The following is a 19,025-nucleotide window of genomic DNA, read 5'->3' on the forward strand; positions in this document are numbered from 1 at the left end:
CTGTTTTAAGAATTATAGAGGCAGATTGTCATGTTTCTTAGCAGGATTGCTTAACTTCTTAGTCTGCAATTGTTGTAAAGCACGAATGATACGGAAGCGAGTATTACGCGGTTCGATCACATCGTCGATATAACCGTATTGAGCAGCATTGTAAGGATTTGCAAATGCTTTCTTGTATTCTGCTTCTTTTTCTGCTGTTGCTTTTGCAGGATCTTCGGATGCGGCAACTTCTTTTGCGAAGATAACTTCTACAGCACCGCTTGGGCCCATTACGGCGATTTCAGCGGTTGGCCATGCGTAGTTCATATCACCACGCAGGTGTTTAGAACTCATCACGCAGTAAGCACCACCGTAAGATTTACGCAGGGTAACTGTGATTTTAGGTACAGTTGCTTCACCGTAAGCATAAAGCAATTTGGCTCCGTGAAGGATAACGCCGTTATATTCCTGGCCTGTTCCCGGCAGGAATCCCGGAACGTCTACCAATGTTACCAGAGGAATGTTGAATGCGTCGCAGAAACGAACGAAGCGGCCAGCCTTGCGAGAAGCGTTGCTGTCCAGACATCCTGCCATCACTTTCGGCTGGTTGGCTACGATACCAACTGTCTGACCGTTGAAGCGGGCGAAACCTACGATGATATTTTTAGCGTAATCAGCGTGTACTTCGAGGAATTCACCGTTGTCGATGATTGTACCGATCACTTCATACATGTCGTATGACTGGTTGGTGTTATCAGGGATAATATCATTTAATACGTCGTCCAGGCGATCGATCGGATCTTTACATTCGATCAGCGGAGTTTCTTCCAGGTTGTTCTGCGGCAGGAAGCTGATTAATTTACGGATCAACTGCAGACCGTCTTCTTCTGTGTCGACAGCGAAGTGAGCCACACCCGATTTGGTGGTGTGCACGCTTGCTCCACCCAGTTCTTCCTGAGTTACATCTTCTCCGGTAACTGTTTTTACTACTTTCGGACCTGTCAGGAACATATAGCTTGTTCCGCGTGTCATGATGTTGAAGTCTGTCAAAGCAGGAGAATAAACGGCACCACCGGCACATGGGCCAAAGATACCGGAGATCTGCGGCACAACGCCTGAAGCCAGGATATTACGCTGGAAAATTTCAGCATAACCGGCCAATGCGTTAACACCTTCCTGGATACGTGCTCCACCTGAATCATTCAGACCGATGACAGGGGCACCCATCTTCATGGCCTGATCCATTACTTTACAGATCTTCATAGCTAATGACTCTGACAAAGCACCGCCGAATACTGTGAAATCTTGTGCGTAGACGTAAACCAGGCGGCCGTCGATCGTACCATAACCTGTTACAACGCCATCACCCAGGAATTTTGTTTTTTCGATACCGAAGTTGGTACAACGGTGTTGAACGAACATATCAAACTCCTCGAAACTACCTTCGTCAAGCAGCATGGCGATACGTTCGCGTGCTGTGTACTTGCCTTTTTTGTGTTGAGACTCGATTCTTTTTTCTCCACCACCGAGACGGGCTTGTTCGCGAAGAGCGATAAGCTCTTTTACTTTTTCAAGTTGGTTACTCATTGTATTTCTGATTTGTTGTTAGAAATGAAGTTATTATCTTATTTACCCGGCATGCAAAGCTCTGTCAGTACGCTGCAAGTTGATTTCGGGTGAAGGAATGCAATGTTTAAGCCTTCTGCACCACCGCGGGGAGCTTTGTCGATCAGTTTAACGCCTTTTGCTTCAGCTTCATCCAATGCTGCCTGTACATCAGGTACGGCAAATGCAATGTGGTGAATGCCTTCGCCTTTCTTTTCGATAAACTTAGCGATAGTACTGTCTTCGCTGGTCGGTTCCAGTAATTCGATTTTTGTCTGGCCAACTTTGAAGAATGCTGTTTTTACTTTTTGGTCTGCAACTTCTTCGATGTTGTAGCATTTCATACCTAAAATTTCTTCGTAATACGGCAGACAAGCTTCGATGCTTTTCACTGCAATGCCCAGATGCTCAATATGTGTAATTTCCATGTCAATAATAATTTAATAATTGATAATGCTTTTTGTTTTGCAGGCAAAGGTACATTCTTTTTTGAAGAATCAAGAAAATTTTCACTAATTATTAGAGGTAATAATGTGTCATTTTGCCAATAATTAAAAGAGCCAATGAAAGGGGGAATCTTTTATTGGCTCTTTTACGCTATATGAATAGTATATTCTTAGAAATCAACTATCAGACGGGCATTGAGTTGACGGCCTGTCAGGTAATTCGGTACGGCAAACTGCTGATTGTCGATGTTGGTGATCCAATAATAGGAACTAACATTTTTTATATCGAATAAGTTAAATACGTCGATCCCTACCCAAATGTTCTTCAGATGGCGGAAAAAGCCCCTGTCCATGATCGCATCCGACTCTCCGGCCAGTTGGTAGGAGAATCCCAGGTCGACACGTTTGTAAGCAGGGGTACGGAAAGTGCTTTTTACGTCTTCGTATTTCGTTCGTGGAGCAATAAAGGGTAGTCCGCCTGAAAGAACACCTTTCAGGTTCAGTTTGACCCGTTTGTATCCCGGAAAATAATCCTGGAAGAAAAGTGACACATTATATCCCTGACTGTTAGGCATGGGGACGGTTACCATGTCGCGGATCGTCTGCTCGGCTTTCATCAGTGAGAAGCTGATCCATGAGTCGGTTCCGGGGACGAATTCACCGAAGAACTTGACGTCGATACCCATTGCATGCCCTTTGGCGCAGTTCTCTCCGTAATAACGGATCTTAACGTTGTCGACGGTATAAGGGATCAGGTTGTCCAGTTTCTTATAATACAGGTCGGCACTTACTTTGAAGTTACGGTCTGCGGCACGGAACGTATAGTCACCTCCTACGATGAAGTGGATGGAACGTTGCGATTTGATCTTTTTATTCAGTTCGATCACATCGTTGCCGGCTTCATCCTGTACGGTCGTTCGCAATTCTTTGTAGAATGGCGACTGATAGTAGATACCTGTCGCCGCGCGGAACGTGAGGTTCTGGTCGAAGTTCGGAATAAAGCCGAGAGAAACACGCGGGCTGACGATAAATTCCTTGTTGTAAGTCCAGTAAGCCCCGCGAAGACCGCCAATCAGAGTGAACATCCCCTGTTTTGTACGGAACTTGAAAGCATCCTGCACATAAGCGGATAACCGTGTGCTTGACAGGTCATTGTTTGAGTAGAGGTTGGAGATCACATTGACCCCTGTTCCTGTCTGCGGAAGCGAGTAGCCGGCCGAGTCGCGTTTTTCCCATTCGCTGATACGGTCGTTGATCTTTTCCATCTGAACGGTTGCTCCCCATTTGATCGTATTGTTTTTGATACGGCTGCTACCGTAATGGCCTACATTCATAATGGTTGAGTTCAAACGGTTGCGGGCATGTTCGTGATAGCGGGCTACTTCAAGATTACCTTCGTCTTTTTCGGCAGCCGCTTCTCCCAGCCAGTATTCTCCTGTTATATCGTACGTTTCAATTTCTTTACTGGAGAATGCGGATGCCTGCAGGCCCAGCTCCGTGTTCTCATTCGGATTGTGTTTCAAAGTCAGCGCTCCGAATATCGTTTGGAACTTATCGCGTTCACGGCTGTTGGGAAAAGCAACCTCGAATCTTTGGGCATGTTCTACCGTACCGAATGTTGTCTCACGTTTATGCGGGGTGAATTTGAACGAGTTTAATGCCAAGTTCCCCAGGAAATTAACTTCCCATTTGGGAGCCAGCTGGTAAGTCATATACGACTGAAGATCGACGAAATCCGGCTGATACTCTGCGTCTGTGTCCATTGTTTTCAGCAACGAACGGCCTGTCTTGTAGCGAACACCCGTAACCTGTGTGAATTTACCGATCGAACTGCCTACATAGGCGCTTGCCCCCAGTAAGCTGGCGGAAACCGAACCTTCAAACATGGTTGGTTTCTTATATTTAATATCGAGTACCGAACTCATCTTATCCCCGTAACGGGCTTCAAATCCTCCGGCGGCAAAATTGACAGATTCGGTCAGGTCGGGGTTGATAAAACTCAGTCCTTCCTGTTGCCCGGAACGGATCAGCAGGGGACGGAATACTTCCAGCCCGTTTACATAAACGATATTTTCGTCGTAACTACCGCCACGTACCGAATATTGCGAACTTAATTCATTGCTGGAAGAAACACCGGCAAAAGTCACCACCAGACTTTCGATACTACCCCCGGCCGGGTCGGGCAGGAGTTTCACACGATTGGCATCGAGTGTTTCGAGTGTCGATGTCTGTTTACGGATAGCCGTGGCAACCACTTCCCCTAGGTCGATACTGGTGTAGTTCATCTGTACGTTCAGTCGCATATCTTGTTGTACACTGGGTAAGATACGTTCCGCCTTGTTATATCCCAGGCAGGAAAAAATAACGGAAACGGAATCCCCGGGAGAAGTTGTCAGCGAATAATACCCCTTCTCGTTCGTCATGGCTCCGTTCAAAGTGTTTTTTATCTGAACAAGAACCAGTTCGAGCGGGCTACCGTCGGCATCGCGAACATATCCTGTGATTTTAACATGCTTTTGTCCAAAAGCACTGATAGAAACTAATATAAATAGCAGTGCAGCTATCGCACGAATCTTCATAATTAATAATGTTATAGCTTTACTAACGCGAAAAATAAAGGAAGCGTATATTAAGCATGTAAAAAATCTTTATCTTTGCCCTATGGGGAAATGTCCCCTTCAACAAGATTGATTTAATAAACAGCTACAAAAATAAGATAAAAATGGATAGCTTTGCAACTCTTATCAAGAATAGAAGAAGTACACGTAAGTTTACCGACCAGTTGCTTTCGCCCGAACAGGTGGAGATGATCTTAAAAGCCGCATTGATGGCTCCGGCCTCTAAACGTAAGAATCCCTGGCAGTTCGTTGTAGTGGAAGATCAGGAAATGCTGAAGAAACTGGCTGGCTGTAAACCCGCCGGTTCGTCTTTTCTTGAAGGTTGCGCCCTGGCTGTCGTGGTAATGGCGAATGTAATGGAAAGTGATGTGTGGGTGGAAGACGCCTCGATCGCTTCTATTTATATGCAGCTTCAGGCGGAAGACCTGGGGTTGGGTAGTTGTTGGTGCCAGATACGTAACCGGCAGACGGAAGACGATACGGATGTCAATGTATATGTACGCAACCTGCTGAATATACCTTACCAGCTCGAAGTGCTTTCGATCATAGGCTTCGGGTATAAAGACCAGGAACGTAAGCCGTTTGACGAAACGCATTTGCAATGGGAGAAAATTCATCTGGGCACTTTTAAGATGCCGGAAGAAACTAACGAAGCATGAAAATAGTATTTATAGGAGCCGGAAATCTGGCAACGCGTCTGTCGCTCGCCATGCAGCGGGTAGGCATGCAGATAGGGCAGGTGTACAGTCATACCTCTGAGAATGCCAGGCAACTGGCTGTTAAACTGGGGTGTCCCTGGACAACGGACTTGTCTGCTTTGCAGGCCGATGCGGATATGTATGTCTTTTCTTTGAAAGACACGGTTCTGACGGATGTGATCGCACAGGTGAAACCGAACAACGGTCTGTGGATACATACTGCCGGAAGCATGCCGATGGATGTTTTTGAGGGGTATGCCGCACGTTATGGCGTGCTTTATCCTTTGCAGACATTCAGTAAAGGAAGGGAGGTCAGTTTCGACGTGATTCCTATTTTCTTGGAAGCTAACACAAAGAAGGATGCCGACTATCTGAAAAAGATAGCCAGTGCATTATCGGAAAATGTTCGTTTTATGTCGTCTGAAAAGCGGCGTAGCCTGCATCTGGCCGCTGTCTTTGCTTGCAACTTTACCAATCATATCTATGCCCTGTCCTATAAGTTGCTCGAACAGGAAGAGATCCCTGCCGATGTCCTCTTACCGCTGATCGATGAGACGACGGCAAAGATTCATGCCATGCCGCCGGCTGCCGCTCAAACCGGGCCGGCTATCCGTTACGATGAAAATGTAATAAACAAACATCTGGCTATGCTGGACGATCCTGATATGAAAGAGATCTACCAGCTTTTAAGCCGGAGCATACATAAGGAGGCCCAAAATGAGTAGTATCAATTATGACCTTACGAGAATAAAAGCATTTGTGTTTGATGTCGACGGTGTACTGTCGTGCGATGTCGTTTCGCTTCATCCCAACGGTGATCCGATGCGTACGGTCAACATCAAAGACGGGTATGCCCTGCAGTTGGCTGTAAAGAAAGGCTATCATGTCGGAATTATAACCGGAGGGTATACGGAAGCCGTGCAGATCCGCTTTTCCCGCTTGGGTATCGAACATATTTATATGCGTAGTGCCGTGAAGATACACGACTTCAACGATTTTTTGCAAAAAACCGGATTGACACCGCAAGAGGTCATGTATGCCGGTGATGACATCCCCGATTATGAAGTCATGCAACAAGTCGGTTTGCCTGTAGCTCCTGCCGATGCAGCTCCGGAAATCAAGCAGATAGCAAAATATATCTCTTTACGCAAAGGTGGCGAGGGGGTTGCCCGTGATGTAATCGAACAAACAATGAAAGCACAAGGCCACTGGATGAGCGATGACGCCTTCGGGTGGTAATAATAGGAAAAACAATATGCTGAACAATTTAGAAAAATATCGAATCGTGCTGGGCTCTAACTCTCCCCGCCGAAAAGAATTGCTTGCCGGACTCGACCTTCAGTTTGAAGTGGAGACAATCCCCGGTATTGACGAATCGTATCCTGATACTCTGACCTCTGAAGCTATACCTTTATATATAGCACGCAAAAAAGCCGAAGCCTATCTTGACAAAATGTCCGACAACGAACTGCTTATCACAGCCGATACGATCGTTGCCACTTACGACCGCATTCTGGGTAAGCCCGCCAACCGGGAGGAGGCTATTGAAATGCTTCGTTATCTGTCGGATCATGTACATGAAGTAATAACCGGTGTTTGTCTGACAACCAAGGATAAGACTGTTTCTTTTTCCGTAGCCTCGGCAGTCTGTTTTGGCCGTCTGGAAGAAGAAGACATCATCTATTATGTAGATAAATACCGTCCTTTCGATAAAGCCGGTAGTTACGGGATACAGGAATGGATCGGTTATATCGGTGTAGAAGCCATCAACGGATCATTTTATAATGTGATGGGTTTGCCGGTACAGCGATTATATCAGGAATTGAAGAAATTTTGATCAAAAAATACGGGTTATTCTTGCATAATACATTCGGAAACAGTAATTTTGCGGTCTGAAATTCTGCAGAGGGTAAACAAGTGATACCTAATATGTATCCACCCCCGGGACATAACCTGTTTAAATATAAAAAGACAGATGTACGTAATCGTAGAAATTAACGGACAGCAGTTCAAAGCTGAAGAAGGAAAGAAGTTGTTCGTTCATCACATTCAGAACGCAGAAAGCGGTGCTGTTGTTGAGTTTGACAAAGTGTTGTTGGTTGACAACAATGGAGAAGTTAAAGTAGGTGTTCCTACTGTAGAAGGCGCAAAGGTAGTATGTGAAGTACTGTCTCCGCTGGTAAAAGGTGATAAAGTGCTGATCTTCCACAAGAAGAGAAGAAAAGGTTATCGTAAACTGAACGGTCACCGTCAGCAGTTCACTGAAGTGAGTATTAAAGAAATTGTTGCTTAACGTTTAAAGGAGAAAAAAAGAAATGGCACATAAAAAAGGTGTTGGTAGTTCTAAGAACGGCCGTGAATCACAAAGTAAAAGATTAGGTGTTAAGCTTTTTGGTGGTGAAGTTGCTAAAGCTGGTAACATTCTGGTTCGCCAGAGAGGTACTGCTCATCATCCGGGTGAAAACGTTGGTATCGGTAAAGATCATACGTTGTATGCTTTGAAAGATGGTATTGTAACTTTCCGCAGAGGTAAAGAAAACAGATCTTTTGTTTCTATTCAGGAAGTTGTAGCAGAAGCATAATATAGCTTTACTCGAAAGAATAAGGAAAGCGGAATGTCCGAAAGGATGTTCCGCTTTTTTTATTTGCTTTGAGGGCTGAATAAAACAGTAAAGGCACTTCCTGCCTTTTCCTGGCTTTGTACGTGCAGTTTAGCGTTGTGTAATTTGACGATTTCCCGGGAGATACTCAAACCGATGCCGTTGCCGTTTTTCTTGGTGCTGAAGAATGGGATAAATATCTTGTCGCGTATCGTGTCGGATATACCGCATCCGTTGTCGGCAACGGTGATGTAGGGATGTCCTTCGGCATCGCAGCCGGAGAAGAGATGTATCTCCGGAGTATCCTTTTTGCTTATGGCATAGGTGGCATTGGTTACGAAGTTGATTATTACCTGTTCGATCAGATCCCTGTCCATGCAAGCGGTTACACCCGGATCTTCCGTTTTCAGCGTGAAAGCGATCCCTTTCTGTTGCAGGGATGGATTCATTAAGGAATGGATGGAACACAGCAGGTCGTAGAGGTTGTAGGATTTCATGTCGGGCACTATTTTCTGGCTTAAGTTGCGGTAGGTCTCGGCAAAACGCAGCAGACCTTCGCTTCGCCGGTGGATTGTATCTAACGCCAGTTCCATATCTTCCAGATCCGGTTCAGTCAGTTCGGATGAACTATCTTTTAAGGTATGTATTTTTCTTTTGAGTGTATCCGAAAGAGAGGAGACAGGTACGATCGAGTTCATTATCTCGTGGGTCATCACATTAAGCAACCCTTTCCAGGCACTCGACTCGACCTCTTCCATCGTTGTACTTACGTTATGGAAAGCGATCAGCTTATAAGTATTTCCGCCGGTTTGAAAAATAGAAGCGTTGGTCATTGTTTTGATCGTTTGCTTCCGGGCATGGATGGTTAGCAATGTGCTGTTATTGACCGGGATATTAAGCAATTCATTAAAAAGAGCCTCGTTTTGTTTTTTCAGCCAGTTGATGTTTTTGATATGGGGAATGTTGAGCATCGTCGTAAAGGAGTCGTTCATCCACAGCGTATCGTACGTCTCTACATCATAAGCCAGAATACCGGTGTCGACCAGCTCCAGCATCTCCTTCAGGTAATGTTGCTGGGCTTCTTTCTCGCCGGCCAGGGTCAGGAAAGCATCCGTAATGGATTGGTACCGGGGATGTTTTCTTGAGAAGTCTTTGTTTATAATTGACTCGGCGAACTCGTCGATATCCTGTTTCGTCTTTCTTCGTACATATATTATATATACAAGAAGTATAGCAATCAGGATGGATAAGAGAATGATCATAGGCCATGTTTTTCTAACCGGCGGTATAAAGCTCCCCGGGTCAGTCCCAGTTCTTTTGCCGCTTGCGATATGTTTCCGTTATGTTTTTGAATGACTTGTTCAATAGCCACCTTTTCCAGCTCGTCCAGATTATGTGTCGGTATCGGTTGGATATTTTCTTCCTGTTGTTCCAGGGGGGAGAAGGTGATGTCTTCTGCTTTTAACACTTCACAGTCTGCCATGATCACGCCTCTTTCCATCGTATATTGCAGTTCGCGAACATTACCGGGATAATGATATAACATCAGTTTCTTTTTGGCCGAATCGGCTAAACGGAACTTTTGCTTGAAGTACTTTTTCTCATACATTGTCAGGAAATGTTCAGCCAGCAGGATAATATCCTCACCTCGCTCACGGAGGGGCGGCACGGTTATTTCTACCGTATTGATCCGGTATACCAGGTCTTTACGGAAACGGGTTTCATTGGCTAATTCCCGCAATGGGAGGTTGGTTGCCGACAGCAGGCGGATGTCTACGGGGGTCGGCGTATTGGCTCCCAGGCGGGTCACTTCGCGGTTTTGTAATACAGTCAACAACTTCGCCTGTTGCTGTAAAGTGATGTTGCCGATCTCATCCAGGAAAAGCGTACCCTTGTCTGCCGCTTCAATCAGTCCCGTACGGTCTTCGCGCGCATCTGTGAATGCCCCCTTTTTATGACCGAAAAGTTCGCTTTCGAAAAGGGTTTCCGTCAGGGAGCCGACATCTACTTTTACAAAAGGACGATCCCGCCGAAGGGATAACTGGTAGATATAGCGGGCAACCAGGTCTTTTCCTGTTCCGTTTTCTCCCAGTATTAATATATTGGCGTCGGTAGGCGCAATCTTTTGTAATTTGTGGAACAGGAGTTGCATACTTTCCGAAGCCCCTACAATATTTATATCGGTTTTCCTTTCGGTTGTTATCTCCTTTTTATCCGGGGTTGCCTGTTTCCGGAGTGTCTCCGACAAGATATTCAGCAGATGCTCATTATGCCAGGGTTTGACGATAAAGTCGGTCGCCCCTTCTTTCAGGCTTTTGATCGCCAGGTCTATATCCGCATAGGCCGTGATCATAATAACGGATTGGGAAGGTTTCCATTTCTTGATTTCTTTCAACCAGAACAGCCCTTCGTTGCCTGTATTGATGGAGCTTTTGAAGTTCATATCCAGCAAAACGATGTCGATGTCATTTCCCATGATCAGCTTATGGATATTTTCAGGGTTCGTATCTGTCAGTATCGTTTTTACTTCCATCTTCAGCAGGAAACGTACGGCAGTCAGAACGTCTTTATCATCATCAACAATCAGTATATTTGCCTGGTGTAAGTTCATAATTACTTTTGTTAGTAGATTGCAAATATATCAAGAATGAAGTGAATGCCCAAGTTGTTCCTGTTTTTTGTCTGTGAGCAGACATAAGGTGTCCGTTTATGGACACTATTTGGAATTGTTGCTTTTGTTAATTGTTTGGTAATTAATAAATTATATGGTTGGCACATTGCTTGTTTCTGATTTTACGTAACATGCTAAATAATTCATAAGACTATGATTCGAATAAATGATTTGAGGAAGGTTTACAGGACGGACGAGGTAGAGACGGTCGCACTGGATAACATGTCGCTCCATATAAAAGAACATGAATTTGTCGCAATTATGGGGCCTTCGGGATGTGGCAAATCTACTTTGCTGAATATTCTGGGATTGCTTGACGATCCGACGTCCGGTTCTTATCTTCTTAATGGCATCGAAGTGACCGGATTTAATGAAAACAAACGCTGCGATTTACGACGGGAGAATATAGGATTTGTTTTCCAGAATTTCAACCTGATCGAAGAGCTTACTGTATTTGAGAATATTGAATTACCCTTGGAGAATAGTGGAATGAAAGCATCCCTGCGGAAAATGAAAGTGGAAAAGGCATTGAAAAGCGTTTTACTGAGTCATCGCCGTAACTATTTCCCATCCCAGCTTTCCGGTGGTCAGCAGCAACGCGTAGCTATTGCCCGGGCTATTGTGAACGATCCGAAACTTATTCTGGCAGATGAGCCGACCGGTAACCTGGACAGTCGCAATGGTCTGGAGATCATGGATCTGCTAACTGCCCTCAATGATGCAGGTACCACAATCGTTATGGTGACTCATAGCGAACATGATGCACGTTACAGCCACCGGATCGTTCACATGCTGGATGGGAAACCTGTGACAGAAAATTTTCTGAAAGAATTGGCTTACACAACAAACTAAAATATTGCCCCCATGAATATACGTAAATCTCTCCGGATTATTTTCCGGAATAAAATATACAGCCTGCTGAACATTGTCGGACTGGCAATCGGTATCACATCGGCTGCACTTATCTTTCTTTGGGTGGAAAGTAAAGTGAATTTCAATAAGGCGATTCCCAATTCCCGGAATATATATGTCGGTGCACTCCACTATTTTTCCGCTTCGGGAGAATGTGAAACTTATTTTGAAACGAATAATCCGTTGAAGAAAACACTGGATGACGAGTTTCCCGAGGTGAAAAGCTGTGCAAGGTATAATGATGAAACACTGATTTTTATACCTGAAAATACAACCAGTTCTTTCGAGGAAAAAGGAGCATACGCCGATTCCACTCTTTTCGGAATGATCGGTGTGAAGTTTTTAAGAGGTGATATGCATTCGGTCTTTGAACCTCAGCAGGCTGTCGTTCTCAGCCGTTCGATGGCCCGGAAGATATATGGAGAGGAAGATCCCATAGGAAAAGGCTTACTCAATGAGGGAGTCATATATCAGGTGACAGGGGTGTTTGAAGATATGCCGCGTAATACTTCCTTTCAGTTTGAATGGTTGATTCCTTTCCGCGTCGAGGAGCTGGCTCAGAGTAAAAATTTCGATTTGAATGGCTGGGGTTATTCCTGGCTACAAACATATGTCGAACTGCAACCCGGTGTGGATCTGAACCAATTGAATGAGAAGTTGAAAGGGTTGGCTTACCGGAAAGAGGGAGGAGACTATAATTCTTTACACATATTCCTGTATCCGCTCAACAAAAGACTATTGTACGGGCAGTTTGTCAATGGCGTGGAAACCGGTGGCGGATATATTAAAACTGTTTCCCTTTTCTTTCTTATCGGTATACTTATCCTGTGTATCGCCTGTATCAATTTTATGAATCTTTCGACAGCGCGTTCGCAGAAACGGGCACTGGAGGTCGGGGTCAGAAAAACATTCGGGACTAAACGGAAATACCTGATCAGGCAATTTCTGGTTGAGTCGGGAATGATTACTGGAATCGCTCTCCTGCTGTCGATCGGGCTGATCTGGCTGAGCCTGCCTTTCTTTAACGAGTTTATAGGAACCCAATTAACTTTCAGTATTTTCAATCCGACAATTTTGCTTGGGTTGGTGGCGATCGGTTTGTTCTGTACTTTCCTGGCCGGTAGTTATCCGGCATTGTTTTTATCTTCTTTCAATCCGTTGACCACATTGAAAATGCAGAAAGTAACCAAGACGGGGAGTGCTGTCTGGATTCGTCAGGGATTGGTTGTTTTTCAGTTTACGATGGCATTTATTTTGATTTGTACCACTTTGGTTATCTATCTTCAGATACAATTGGCACAAAACCGTGATATTGGAATGAAAAAAGAAAACCTGGTTAGTTTCCCTGTTACGACGGAACTATGTAATTCCTCTTCGTCTGTACGGAATGAACTGATAAATACCGGTTTGGTTGAAAGTTGCGGTTTTTCAAGCAGTCCGCTTTTAAAGGCTTATTTAGGAACAAATCCCTGGTATTGGAATGGGAAAGATCCGGATGACGATACATCTGTTTTTTTCAATTTCGTTTCGGACGGTCTGGTTGATGCTGCCGGGATAAAGCTGATCGATGGAACGGATATTGATCCGGCTAAGAAAAATAGTAGAGGAAGCAGAGGCGTTCTTATCAATGAAACCCTGGCAAAAAGGATGGGGAAAGAAGGTCGTGTGGGAGGAAAACTCGGCCAGTCACCGGATAATAAATGGGAGATAGTCGGCATTATGAAAGATTTTGTATTCGAAGATCTTTATGCCATTCAACCCGGCCCGGTATTATTTAGCTATGCACCCCAGAGAACCAGTTTTTTGTTTATCCGCCTGAAACCGGATATCAATAGGTATGAAGCGATAGGCCGGATACAGACTGTATTACGTTCTTTTACGCCTTATCATGCTTTTGAACCGACCTTTATGACAGACCGTTTCGACCGCATGTTTGAAGAAGAGCATCTGGTGGAAAAACTGTCGGCCTTGTTTGCTGCTTTGGCCATTTTTATTTCCTGTTTAGGGTTATTGGGCTTAAGTGCTTTCTCTGCCGAACAGAGGACTAAAGAAATCGGTGTCCGCAAAGTGTTGGGAGCTAAGATAATCGATATACTGTTCTTATTGGGCAAAGCATATATGGTACTTTTACTGATCTCTTTTGTGATAGGTATTCCTATCTCATTATATGCCGCCAATCATTACCTGAAAGATTATGCTTACCGGATAACGCTTAGCTGGGATATTTTTGCAGGAGTAGCCTTACTGATTACCCTGATTGCCCTGCTGACAGTCAGCTTACAGTCGCTAAAGGCGGCTCTGGCCAATCCGGTGAAGTCGATAAAAACGGAGTAAATAAATCTTCCAACCTCTCTCGTTTGGATAACTGTGAATAGCCATTGACTCATCAATGGCTATTCTTTTGCCTATGTTTTTGGTGTGTTTTCTTTGTTTTTTGCCTATGTTTTTAGACTTAAAAAATGTTTTGTAATTGATAATCAATAATATATATGTGTCTTTCAAATCTTCTCATTCTTCTGTATCATTGTTATCGTTTTGGCAATGCGGTTGGCTTTGGTTTGTTCTGTTTTTGCAGAATAAATCCAATCTATAAATGCCTTTTTTTGACCATGATTATAGTTTTCAAACTTTTCTAAAAGGCCATCCTCATTTTCCATGCACAATAATAGTTCTTCGGGAATTATCAATGGTGTTTTATCTTCGTATAGCGTAATGTGTACTGTATCAGGAGCTTGTTTTTTAATTTTCTTCCTTACTTCCGACTTGACAGCCAGACCCAGATGTCCGTTTCCCATAGGCATCAGATGTACATTGGAAAACTCATGATCATCTATCTTTCCTTTTACTTTCAACATCCCGAAAGGAGTCTTAGGCATAGGTATTTCCGGGATTTCGACAAATGTCCAAGCTCCTTTTCCTTCCGTTTTTTCTAATACATACTCTTTATCTACTAATGGCTTTTCTGTTTTCATCTTGCAATATTACTATTAAATCTACAAATATATACTATCGTTGTGACAACAGTATGTCAGTAGTCATGTGATAAATTGAGATTCGTATATAGAAATAATTGAACTTGTATCAATCTGTCAATTTATCCTTCGTTTCCTGGCTTTATATGGCGGAGGGGATGAAAGAGAGTTGTTATGTATCTCCTATATGGAGTTCAGTATTGACAGAAAGGAAGAGAATATGAGATAAAGGATGTGTTTTGTAAGTCTGAAAAGAAATCATTATAATGATTTAGGGGAAGATGGTAGGTAAGAAATGGGATGGATAATAATTCGTCAGTTTGAAAAAGGTTGTATCAGGAGAGCTTCCAGCAATGTAGAGAGCGCTATTTATTGTTTTTGGGGTGTTAAAAGGATGATTTTTAGTCTTTTTATTTGCTTTTTGCAGTGTGTTAAAAAAATGATTACGATGATTCAGTGGATTTATTGCAATAACTGTCCGGAGTTATTACAATGACTGTAGCAAACCATTGTAATGATTCAAAAAATCATTGTGATGAATCTGGGGAAGGGAAACAAAAAGGAGGGAAAATGGTCATATATTTTTCTGTAATATCCTTTTTAAGGAAAATGACTGTTATTTGCAATCCGAAATATAAGACTTTATGAAAGTAAAAAGGGGTTATCGATATCTTTCTGTATTTGTAGCAGGTAACCTTTATCTCCCGGCAATTGTTGTAACTTTACCCTTCTTAAAAATAGGGAAAAGTTATGAAACACAAGGATTTTAGTAAACAAATGCGCTGGCAGGAACAGGAGAAACGTTCTGCAGGCGATGAAAGTACGGCAGACCTGTATAGGACTGTTCGGAACCATTTTGAATCTTTCATGGGCGGAGGTGAACTTTCGCTAAAGGATGTTACGCCACAGAAGGTACGTGCCTTTCTGAAATGGCTGAAGGAAAAAGGGCTCAGGACAAATAGCGTAAACAGTTATATCAGTAACCTGCGCGCCATGTATAACCGTGCTTGCATGGGATGGAAAGGCCGTCCGGTGGAATCGCCGTTTGCCGGTATTCGTTTGAAGCGGGAGGAGACGGTGAAAAGGGCTGTATCGACCGAAGTGATCAAGAAACTGGCTTTGCTCGATCTGAAAGAGGAGCCCCGTAAACAACTCGCTGTGGATATGGCCCTGTTCTCGTTTTTGGCTTGCGGTATTCCTTTTGTCGATATTGCGCATCTTACGGAGGCTAATCTGGAAGATGGCGGTAAGGTACTGGCCTACCACCGGCAAAAAACGGGTGTGTTGATCCGGATGGAGGTGAATCCCGGGATGCGGTTGCTGATAGACCGGTATAGCTGTACGGATACGCATTATCTTTTTCCTGTCTTGCCGGAGGATGCCACCCACGAACAGTATAAGCATTGTCTGGCTATGGAAAACCAGTACCTTAAACAAATCTGTCTCGACTTGGAACTGCTGGATGTGCTTACCACCTATGTGTTCCGTCATGCCTGGGCCTCGGAGGCCTACCACCGGGGAGTGCCGATCGCCATCATCAGCCAGGCGCTGGGGCATACCTCGGAAAAAACAACCCGTATTTATCTGTCCGCCTTTGATCTTGATAAGATGACGGAAGCAATTCATGTGGTGACGGAAGGAGTGGAGGCTATGATGAGAGCGTAGGGAATATCCTTATTTTATAAATAAGGGAAAAGGCTGTATTTCTATCTCAAACACAGACCGTTATAATCTCTCTGAATGATGAAATGAGGTAGACTACTATGCAAACATAGATAGATTCCTACTAATAAACAAGGCTTTTTCCGCATTTTATTAAAAAATGCACATTGTTTTAATGTATATTTACACACGAGCTTGCTTTATAGTCTTACAACCTGATTTTTTGAGATGTAGGCATAAAGGGGGCTGGGAATGCCATCTCTTTAATATCTGTTAGAAAAAATTGATTACCGAAGTTCTTCATTTTTCCTGAAAAAGTATTTTAAAAAGATTCCAATCCTGTGTTTTTGCCATTTCTAAGGCTAAAATCCTTCTTCTTCGAAGGTGTTTTCTAACGGTTTTCCCTTATTTATAAAATAAGGGAGGCAAAAATTGAAAAAACTGATTATCAAGAGAAGATAGGGTATGTATAGGATGAACCGGCAAATATCTGAAAGGATCAAGGAAGTAAAGCGAACGACACTTTGCCTGTTCCTGCTTTCCGTGCTTTTCTTTCCGGTGGCAAATGCACAGACCACCTCTTATACGAAAGCGGAATCTTTTTTATTCTCCTTTAAGGAAATGAACGATATGTTCCTGGCTGATTACGGCGATAACGCCTACCAGTTGGAACGGATGGGGCTGTTGCTCTCTGCTTTCCGAAACCGGTTGTTGAACGGTAGTTGCCATCTGCTTATCATCTCGCATGTAAACGCTTACGATGCGGGAGAAGATGCCGTAGTCAACGAAGCGTCGCTCCGTGCGAACCGTATCCGTGCCTATCTGAAAACTCGGTTGGATATCTGGGGTGAATGCGTGGCATTTTATATCGACCGTAGCGGCAGTTACCGCGACCGGGTACATGTCTATCTGGTGGAATCACCGTTACCCTGGTTTGCCAATACGTCCATCCGGTATAGCGAAAGCCGCTATCCGAAAGCCGTCAGGGAAGCATTAACCAAATATGGAGCCATCCCTTATGTCGATCTGTTCCGACGAGGCGAGGCGGGAGGTTACGACCGTGTGGTCTATCGTATCGACGATCCTCTGTTCAATCCTTCGGAGCTGGAAGACTACTGCCTGGCTTCGGTTGTGGATACATTGGGAGGAAATATCCCGTCGTCGGTAGTCGTGACGACGCGCGAAACGGTACGGCTGGTCAGAAAGAAGCCGGCTACTGAAGAGAATACAGCGGAAGAGAAGCCGATGAAGGAAATGCCGGTGGTAGAAAACGAGCGCACAGGATCGCCTGTCTATATGTCGATCAAGACCAACCTGCTTCCCTGGTTCGGGGTAGTACCTTCCGTCCTCTTGGGAGCAGGCGAAACGAAGATACACTCCGGCTCGTTTATGCCTAACCTGGAGGTGGAATGGTATTTTGCCGGTCGTTGGTCGTTGGTGGTATCGGGCATGTATTCCGATTTTGCCTACAAGAATAAAACGCGCGACCGCTGGTCGGTGTCCGAATTATCAGTCGAACCCCGCCTTTGGCCGTTGCGCTCCGGCAGGTTTACGTGGCTCACCACCGGACTGTTCGGTGAATACGGTGATTTTGATGTGCGCGGCAGCGCGATTGATCCGGATACAGAAGTGGTCTATGGCCGTACCGGTCGTTTCTGGTCGATGGGTGCTTCCGTGGGTTGCCTGGTTCCTTTGGGCAGAGGCTTTTGTGTTGAAGTGAATGTGAGGGCAGGCTACCGTTCGGTTTCGGACGGAAAGAAATACCGTTACGATAAGATAGACGACAGGAATTATCTGGAGGCCCGTTTTGTCTCGACGGGCTTTATGGCCGGCCTGAAAGTCTGCCTGGTGTATCGTTTTCAGATCAGATAAGAAAGAGAGTAATAATGTAACACTGGTATAATATGAGAACAACTGAGATTTTACAGGCAAGCCTGTTGGCCGCCGCTTTTCTGGCCGGTTGTACCAACTTGGAAGCCCCGGTGGTGGCAGACAGCGGGGAAGCGATCCGTATCACCGCCGGTATCGGACAAACCACCCGCACGGTGATCGATGCCGGTTATGCCGAAAACCTGGATGTGTCGTTCGCCCGCATCGATCATTCGGCTACAGCTTCCGACTGGGAAAGTCCGGCCATCGAAGCCGTTCGCACCGGCGGTGTGGGCAAGACATCCATTACCTTTAATCCGGAACAAAACTATCTGTCGGGGAACGTCCAATCGGCCCTGATCGGTTATTATCCCCGCAAGGCGTTGGGAAGCACTACTTCAAATCCGGTGAGCGTAAACTATACGATAACGGGTGGAGAGGACATTATGGCAACGGAGGTGCAGACGGGTTCACTGGATCAGAAATTTACCTCACTTACTTTTCAGCACCTGCTTACCCAGCTGCAATTCAAATGCATTGGTTCTGCAGACGCTGTCACCCAGTGGACGGGGGTTACTTCTATAAAAGTAACGAATGCGTATACCGCATTGACCCTGTCGCTGGATAAAACGAATGGGGCTAAGTTGACAGCTACCGGTTTACAGAATCAAACACTGGCAGTAAAGAACTGTCCGGAAGCCGTTTCAGTCGCTACCGCAACAAATCCGCTGATCGGTTACCTGATGCTTTTTCCGGTTCCAAATATGGGAACGGAGGCAGCGGCCATCGACCTGGAAATAACAGCGACGTATAAGGGGCGGGAAAGGACGCAGGCTCTTGCTATAAATAACATTAGCAATGGCGTCAAAGCCGGACAATCGCACCTGGTTACACTCACTTTTACGGAAGACGGTAAGATACTGGCGGAAGCCGGCATCGCCGAATGGGTGTCGGGTAACAGGGGCAGTGTGGTTGTGACTCCACAGTAAAAAC

The 19,025-nt window shown here is 44.8% G+C and carries 17 protein-coding genes; 11 read left to right on the forward strand and 6 right to left on the reverse strand.

Annotation, left to right across the window (positions count from 1 at the left end; all coding sequences use genetic code 11):
• Positions 1-12 precede the first annotated feature (12 nt).
• The 3 genes from HMPREF1212_RS04820 to HMPREF1212_RS04830 form a co-directional block, all read right to left on the reverse strand.
• Entirely contained in the window at positions 13-1,566 is a 1,554-nt protein-coding gene (locus tag HMPREF1212_RS04820) for an acyl-CoA carboxylase subunit beta (RefSeq protein ID WP_028727605.1), read from the reverse strand.
• A gap of 38 nt (positions 1,567-1,604) precedes the next feature.
• A complete protein-coding gene (gene mce / locus HMPREF1212_RS04825; protein ID WP_028727604.1) occupies positions 1,605-2,012 on the reverse strand; it encodes a methylmalonyl-CoA epimerase in 408 nt (135 codons plus the stop codon).
• Positions 2,013-2,200: 188 nt separating this feature from the next.
• Positions 2,201-4,609 (reverse strand): TonB-dependent receptor, encoded by a 2,409-nt coding sequence (locus HMPREF1212_RS04830; protein WP_046148608.1) that lies wholly within the window; start codon positions 4,607-4,609, stop codon positions 2,201-2,203.
• A gap of 143 nt (positions 4,610-4,752) precedes the next feature.
• On the opposite strand from HMPREF1212_RS04830, the gene HMPREF1212_RS04835 reads away from it, so the two are divergent.
• From HMPREF1212_RS04835 to rpmA, 6 genes are all read left to right on the forward strand, one after another.
• Entirely contained in the window at positions 4,753-5,307 is a 555-nt protein-coding gene (locus HMPREF1212_RS04835; protein WP_046148609.1) for a nitroreductase family protein, read from the forward strand.
• On the forward strand, positions 5,304-6,071 hold the full coding sequence (locus tag HMPREF1212_RS04840) for a Rossmann-like and DUF2520 domain-containing protein (protein WP_046148610.1): 768 nt from the start codon (positions 5,304-5,306) through the stop codon (positions 6,069-6,071). Before HMPREF1212_RS04835 ends, HMPREF1212_RS04840 begins: the two co-directional genes overlap by 4 nt.
• Positions 6,064-6,585, forward strand: coding sequence for a KdsC family phosphatase (locus HMPREF1212_RS04845; protein ID WP_028727600.1), 522 nt, complete (start codon positions 6,064-6,066; stop codon positions 6,583-6,585). The genes HMPREF1212_RS04840 and HMPREF1212_RS04845 overlap by 8 nt, the downstream gene beginning before the upstream one ends.
• Before the next feature lie 16 nt (positions 6,586-6,601).
• On the forward strand, positions 6,602-7,183 hold the full coding sequence (locus tag HMPREF1212_RS04850) for a Maf-like protein (RefSeq protein ID WP_028727599.1): 582 nt from the start codon (positions 6,602-6,604) through the stop codon (positions 7,181-7,183).
• Between the two features lie 138 nt (positions 7,184-7,321).
• Positions 7,322-7,639, forward strand: a complete 318-nt coding sequence (gene rplU, locus HMPREF1212_RS04855; protein WP_007657805.1) for a 50S ribosomal protein L21 — start codon at positions 7,322-7,324, stop codon at positions 7,637-7,639.
• A gap of 22 nt (positions 7,640-7,661) precedes the next feature.
• On the forward strand, positions 7,662-7,928 hold the full coding sequence (gene rpmA / locus HMPREF1212_RS04860; RefSeq protein ID WP_028727598.1) for a 50S ribosomal protein L27: 267 nt from the start codon (positions 7,662-7,664) through the stop codon (positions 7,926-7,928).
• Between the two features lie 59 nt (positions 7,929-7,987).
• Here rpmA and HMPREF1212_RS04865 read toward each other — a convergent pair whose 3' ends face one another.
• Together HMPREF1212_RS04865 and HMPREF1212_RS04870 are read right to left on the reverse strand one after the other, a co-directional pair.
• A complete protein-coding gene (locus HMPREF1212_RS04865) occupies positions 7,988-9,208 on the reverse strand; it encodes a sensor histidine kinase (RefSeq protein WP_046148611.1) in 1,221 nt (406 codons plus the stop codon).
• Entirely contained in the window at positions 9,205-10,557 is a 1,353-nt protein-coding gene (locus HMPREF1212_RS04870) for a sigma-54-dependent transcriptional regulator (RefSeq protein ID WP_046148612.1), read from the reverse strand. The genes HMPREF1212_RS04865 and HMPREF1212_RS04870 overlap by 4 nt, the downstream gene beginning before the upstream one ends.
• A gap of 213 nt (positions 10,558-10,770) precedes the next feature.
• On the opposite strand from HMPREF1212_RS04870, the gene HMPREF1212_RS04875 reads away from it, so the two are divergent.
• A complete protein-coding gene (locus tag HMPREF1212_RS04875) occupies positions 10,771-11,469 on the forward strand; it encodes an ABC transporter ATP-binding protein (protein WP_046148613.1) in 699 nt (232 codons plus the stop codon).
• A gap of 12 nt (positions 11,470-11,481) precedes the next feature.
• Entirely contained in the window at positions 11,482-13,863 is a 2,382-nt protein-coding gene (locus tag HMPREF1212_RS04880; RefSeq protein WP_046148614.1) for an ABC transporter permease, read from the forward strand.
• Between the two features lie 164 nt (positions 13,864-14,027).
• Here HMPREF1212_RS04880 and HMPREF1212_RS04885 read toward each other — a convergent pair whose 3' ends face one another.
• Positions 14,028-14,501, reverse strand: a complete 474-nt coding sequence (locus tag HMPREF1212_RS04885; protein WP_046148615.1) for a YdeI/OmpD-associated family protein — start codon at positions 14,499-14,501, stop codon at positions 14,028-14,030.
• Between the two features lie 750 nt (positions 14,502-15,251).
• On the opposite strand from HMPREF1212_RS04885, the gene HMPREF1212_RS04890 reads away from it, so the two are divergent.
• The 3 genes from HMPREF1212_RS04890 (at position 15,252) to HMPREF1212_RS04900 (ending at position 19,021) form a co-directional block, all read left to right on the forward strand.
• The gene (locus tag HMPREF1212_RS04890; RefSeq protein WP_052724917.1) at positions 15,252-16,166 is read left to right on the forward strand and encodes a tyrosine-type recombinase/integrase; all 915 of its coding nucleotides are present in this window, start codon (positions 15,252-15,254) and stop codon (positions 16,164-16,166) included.
• 462 nt (positions 16,167-16,628) lie between these two features.
• Positions 16,629-18,035, forward strand: a complete 1,407-nt coding sequence (locus HMPREF1212_RS04895; RefSeq protein WP_232430045.1) for a DUF3575 domain-containing protein — start codon at positions 16,629-16,631, stop codon at positions 18,033-18,035.
• 32 nt (positions 18,036-18,067) lie between these two features.
• Positions 18,068-19,021 carry a fimbrillin family protein gene (locus HMPREF1212_RS04900; RefSeq protein ID WP_046148617.1) on the forward strand — a complete coding sequence of 318 codons (954 nt, stop codon included), beginning with the start codon at positions 18,068-18,070 and terminating at the stop codon, positions 19,019-19,021.
• The last annotated feature ends 4 nt before the right edge of the window (positions 19,022-19,025 follow it).

Origin of the sequence: Parabacteroides sp. HGS0025, assembly GCF_000969845.1 — a bacterium.
Classification (GTDB): domain Bacteria; phylum Bacteroidota; class Bacteroidia; order Bacteroidales; family Tannerellaceae; genus Parabacteroides; species Parabacteroides gordonii.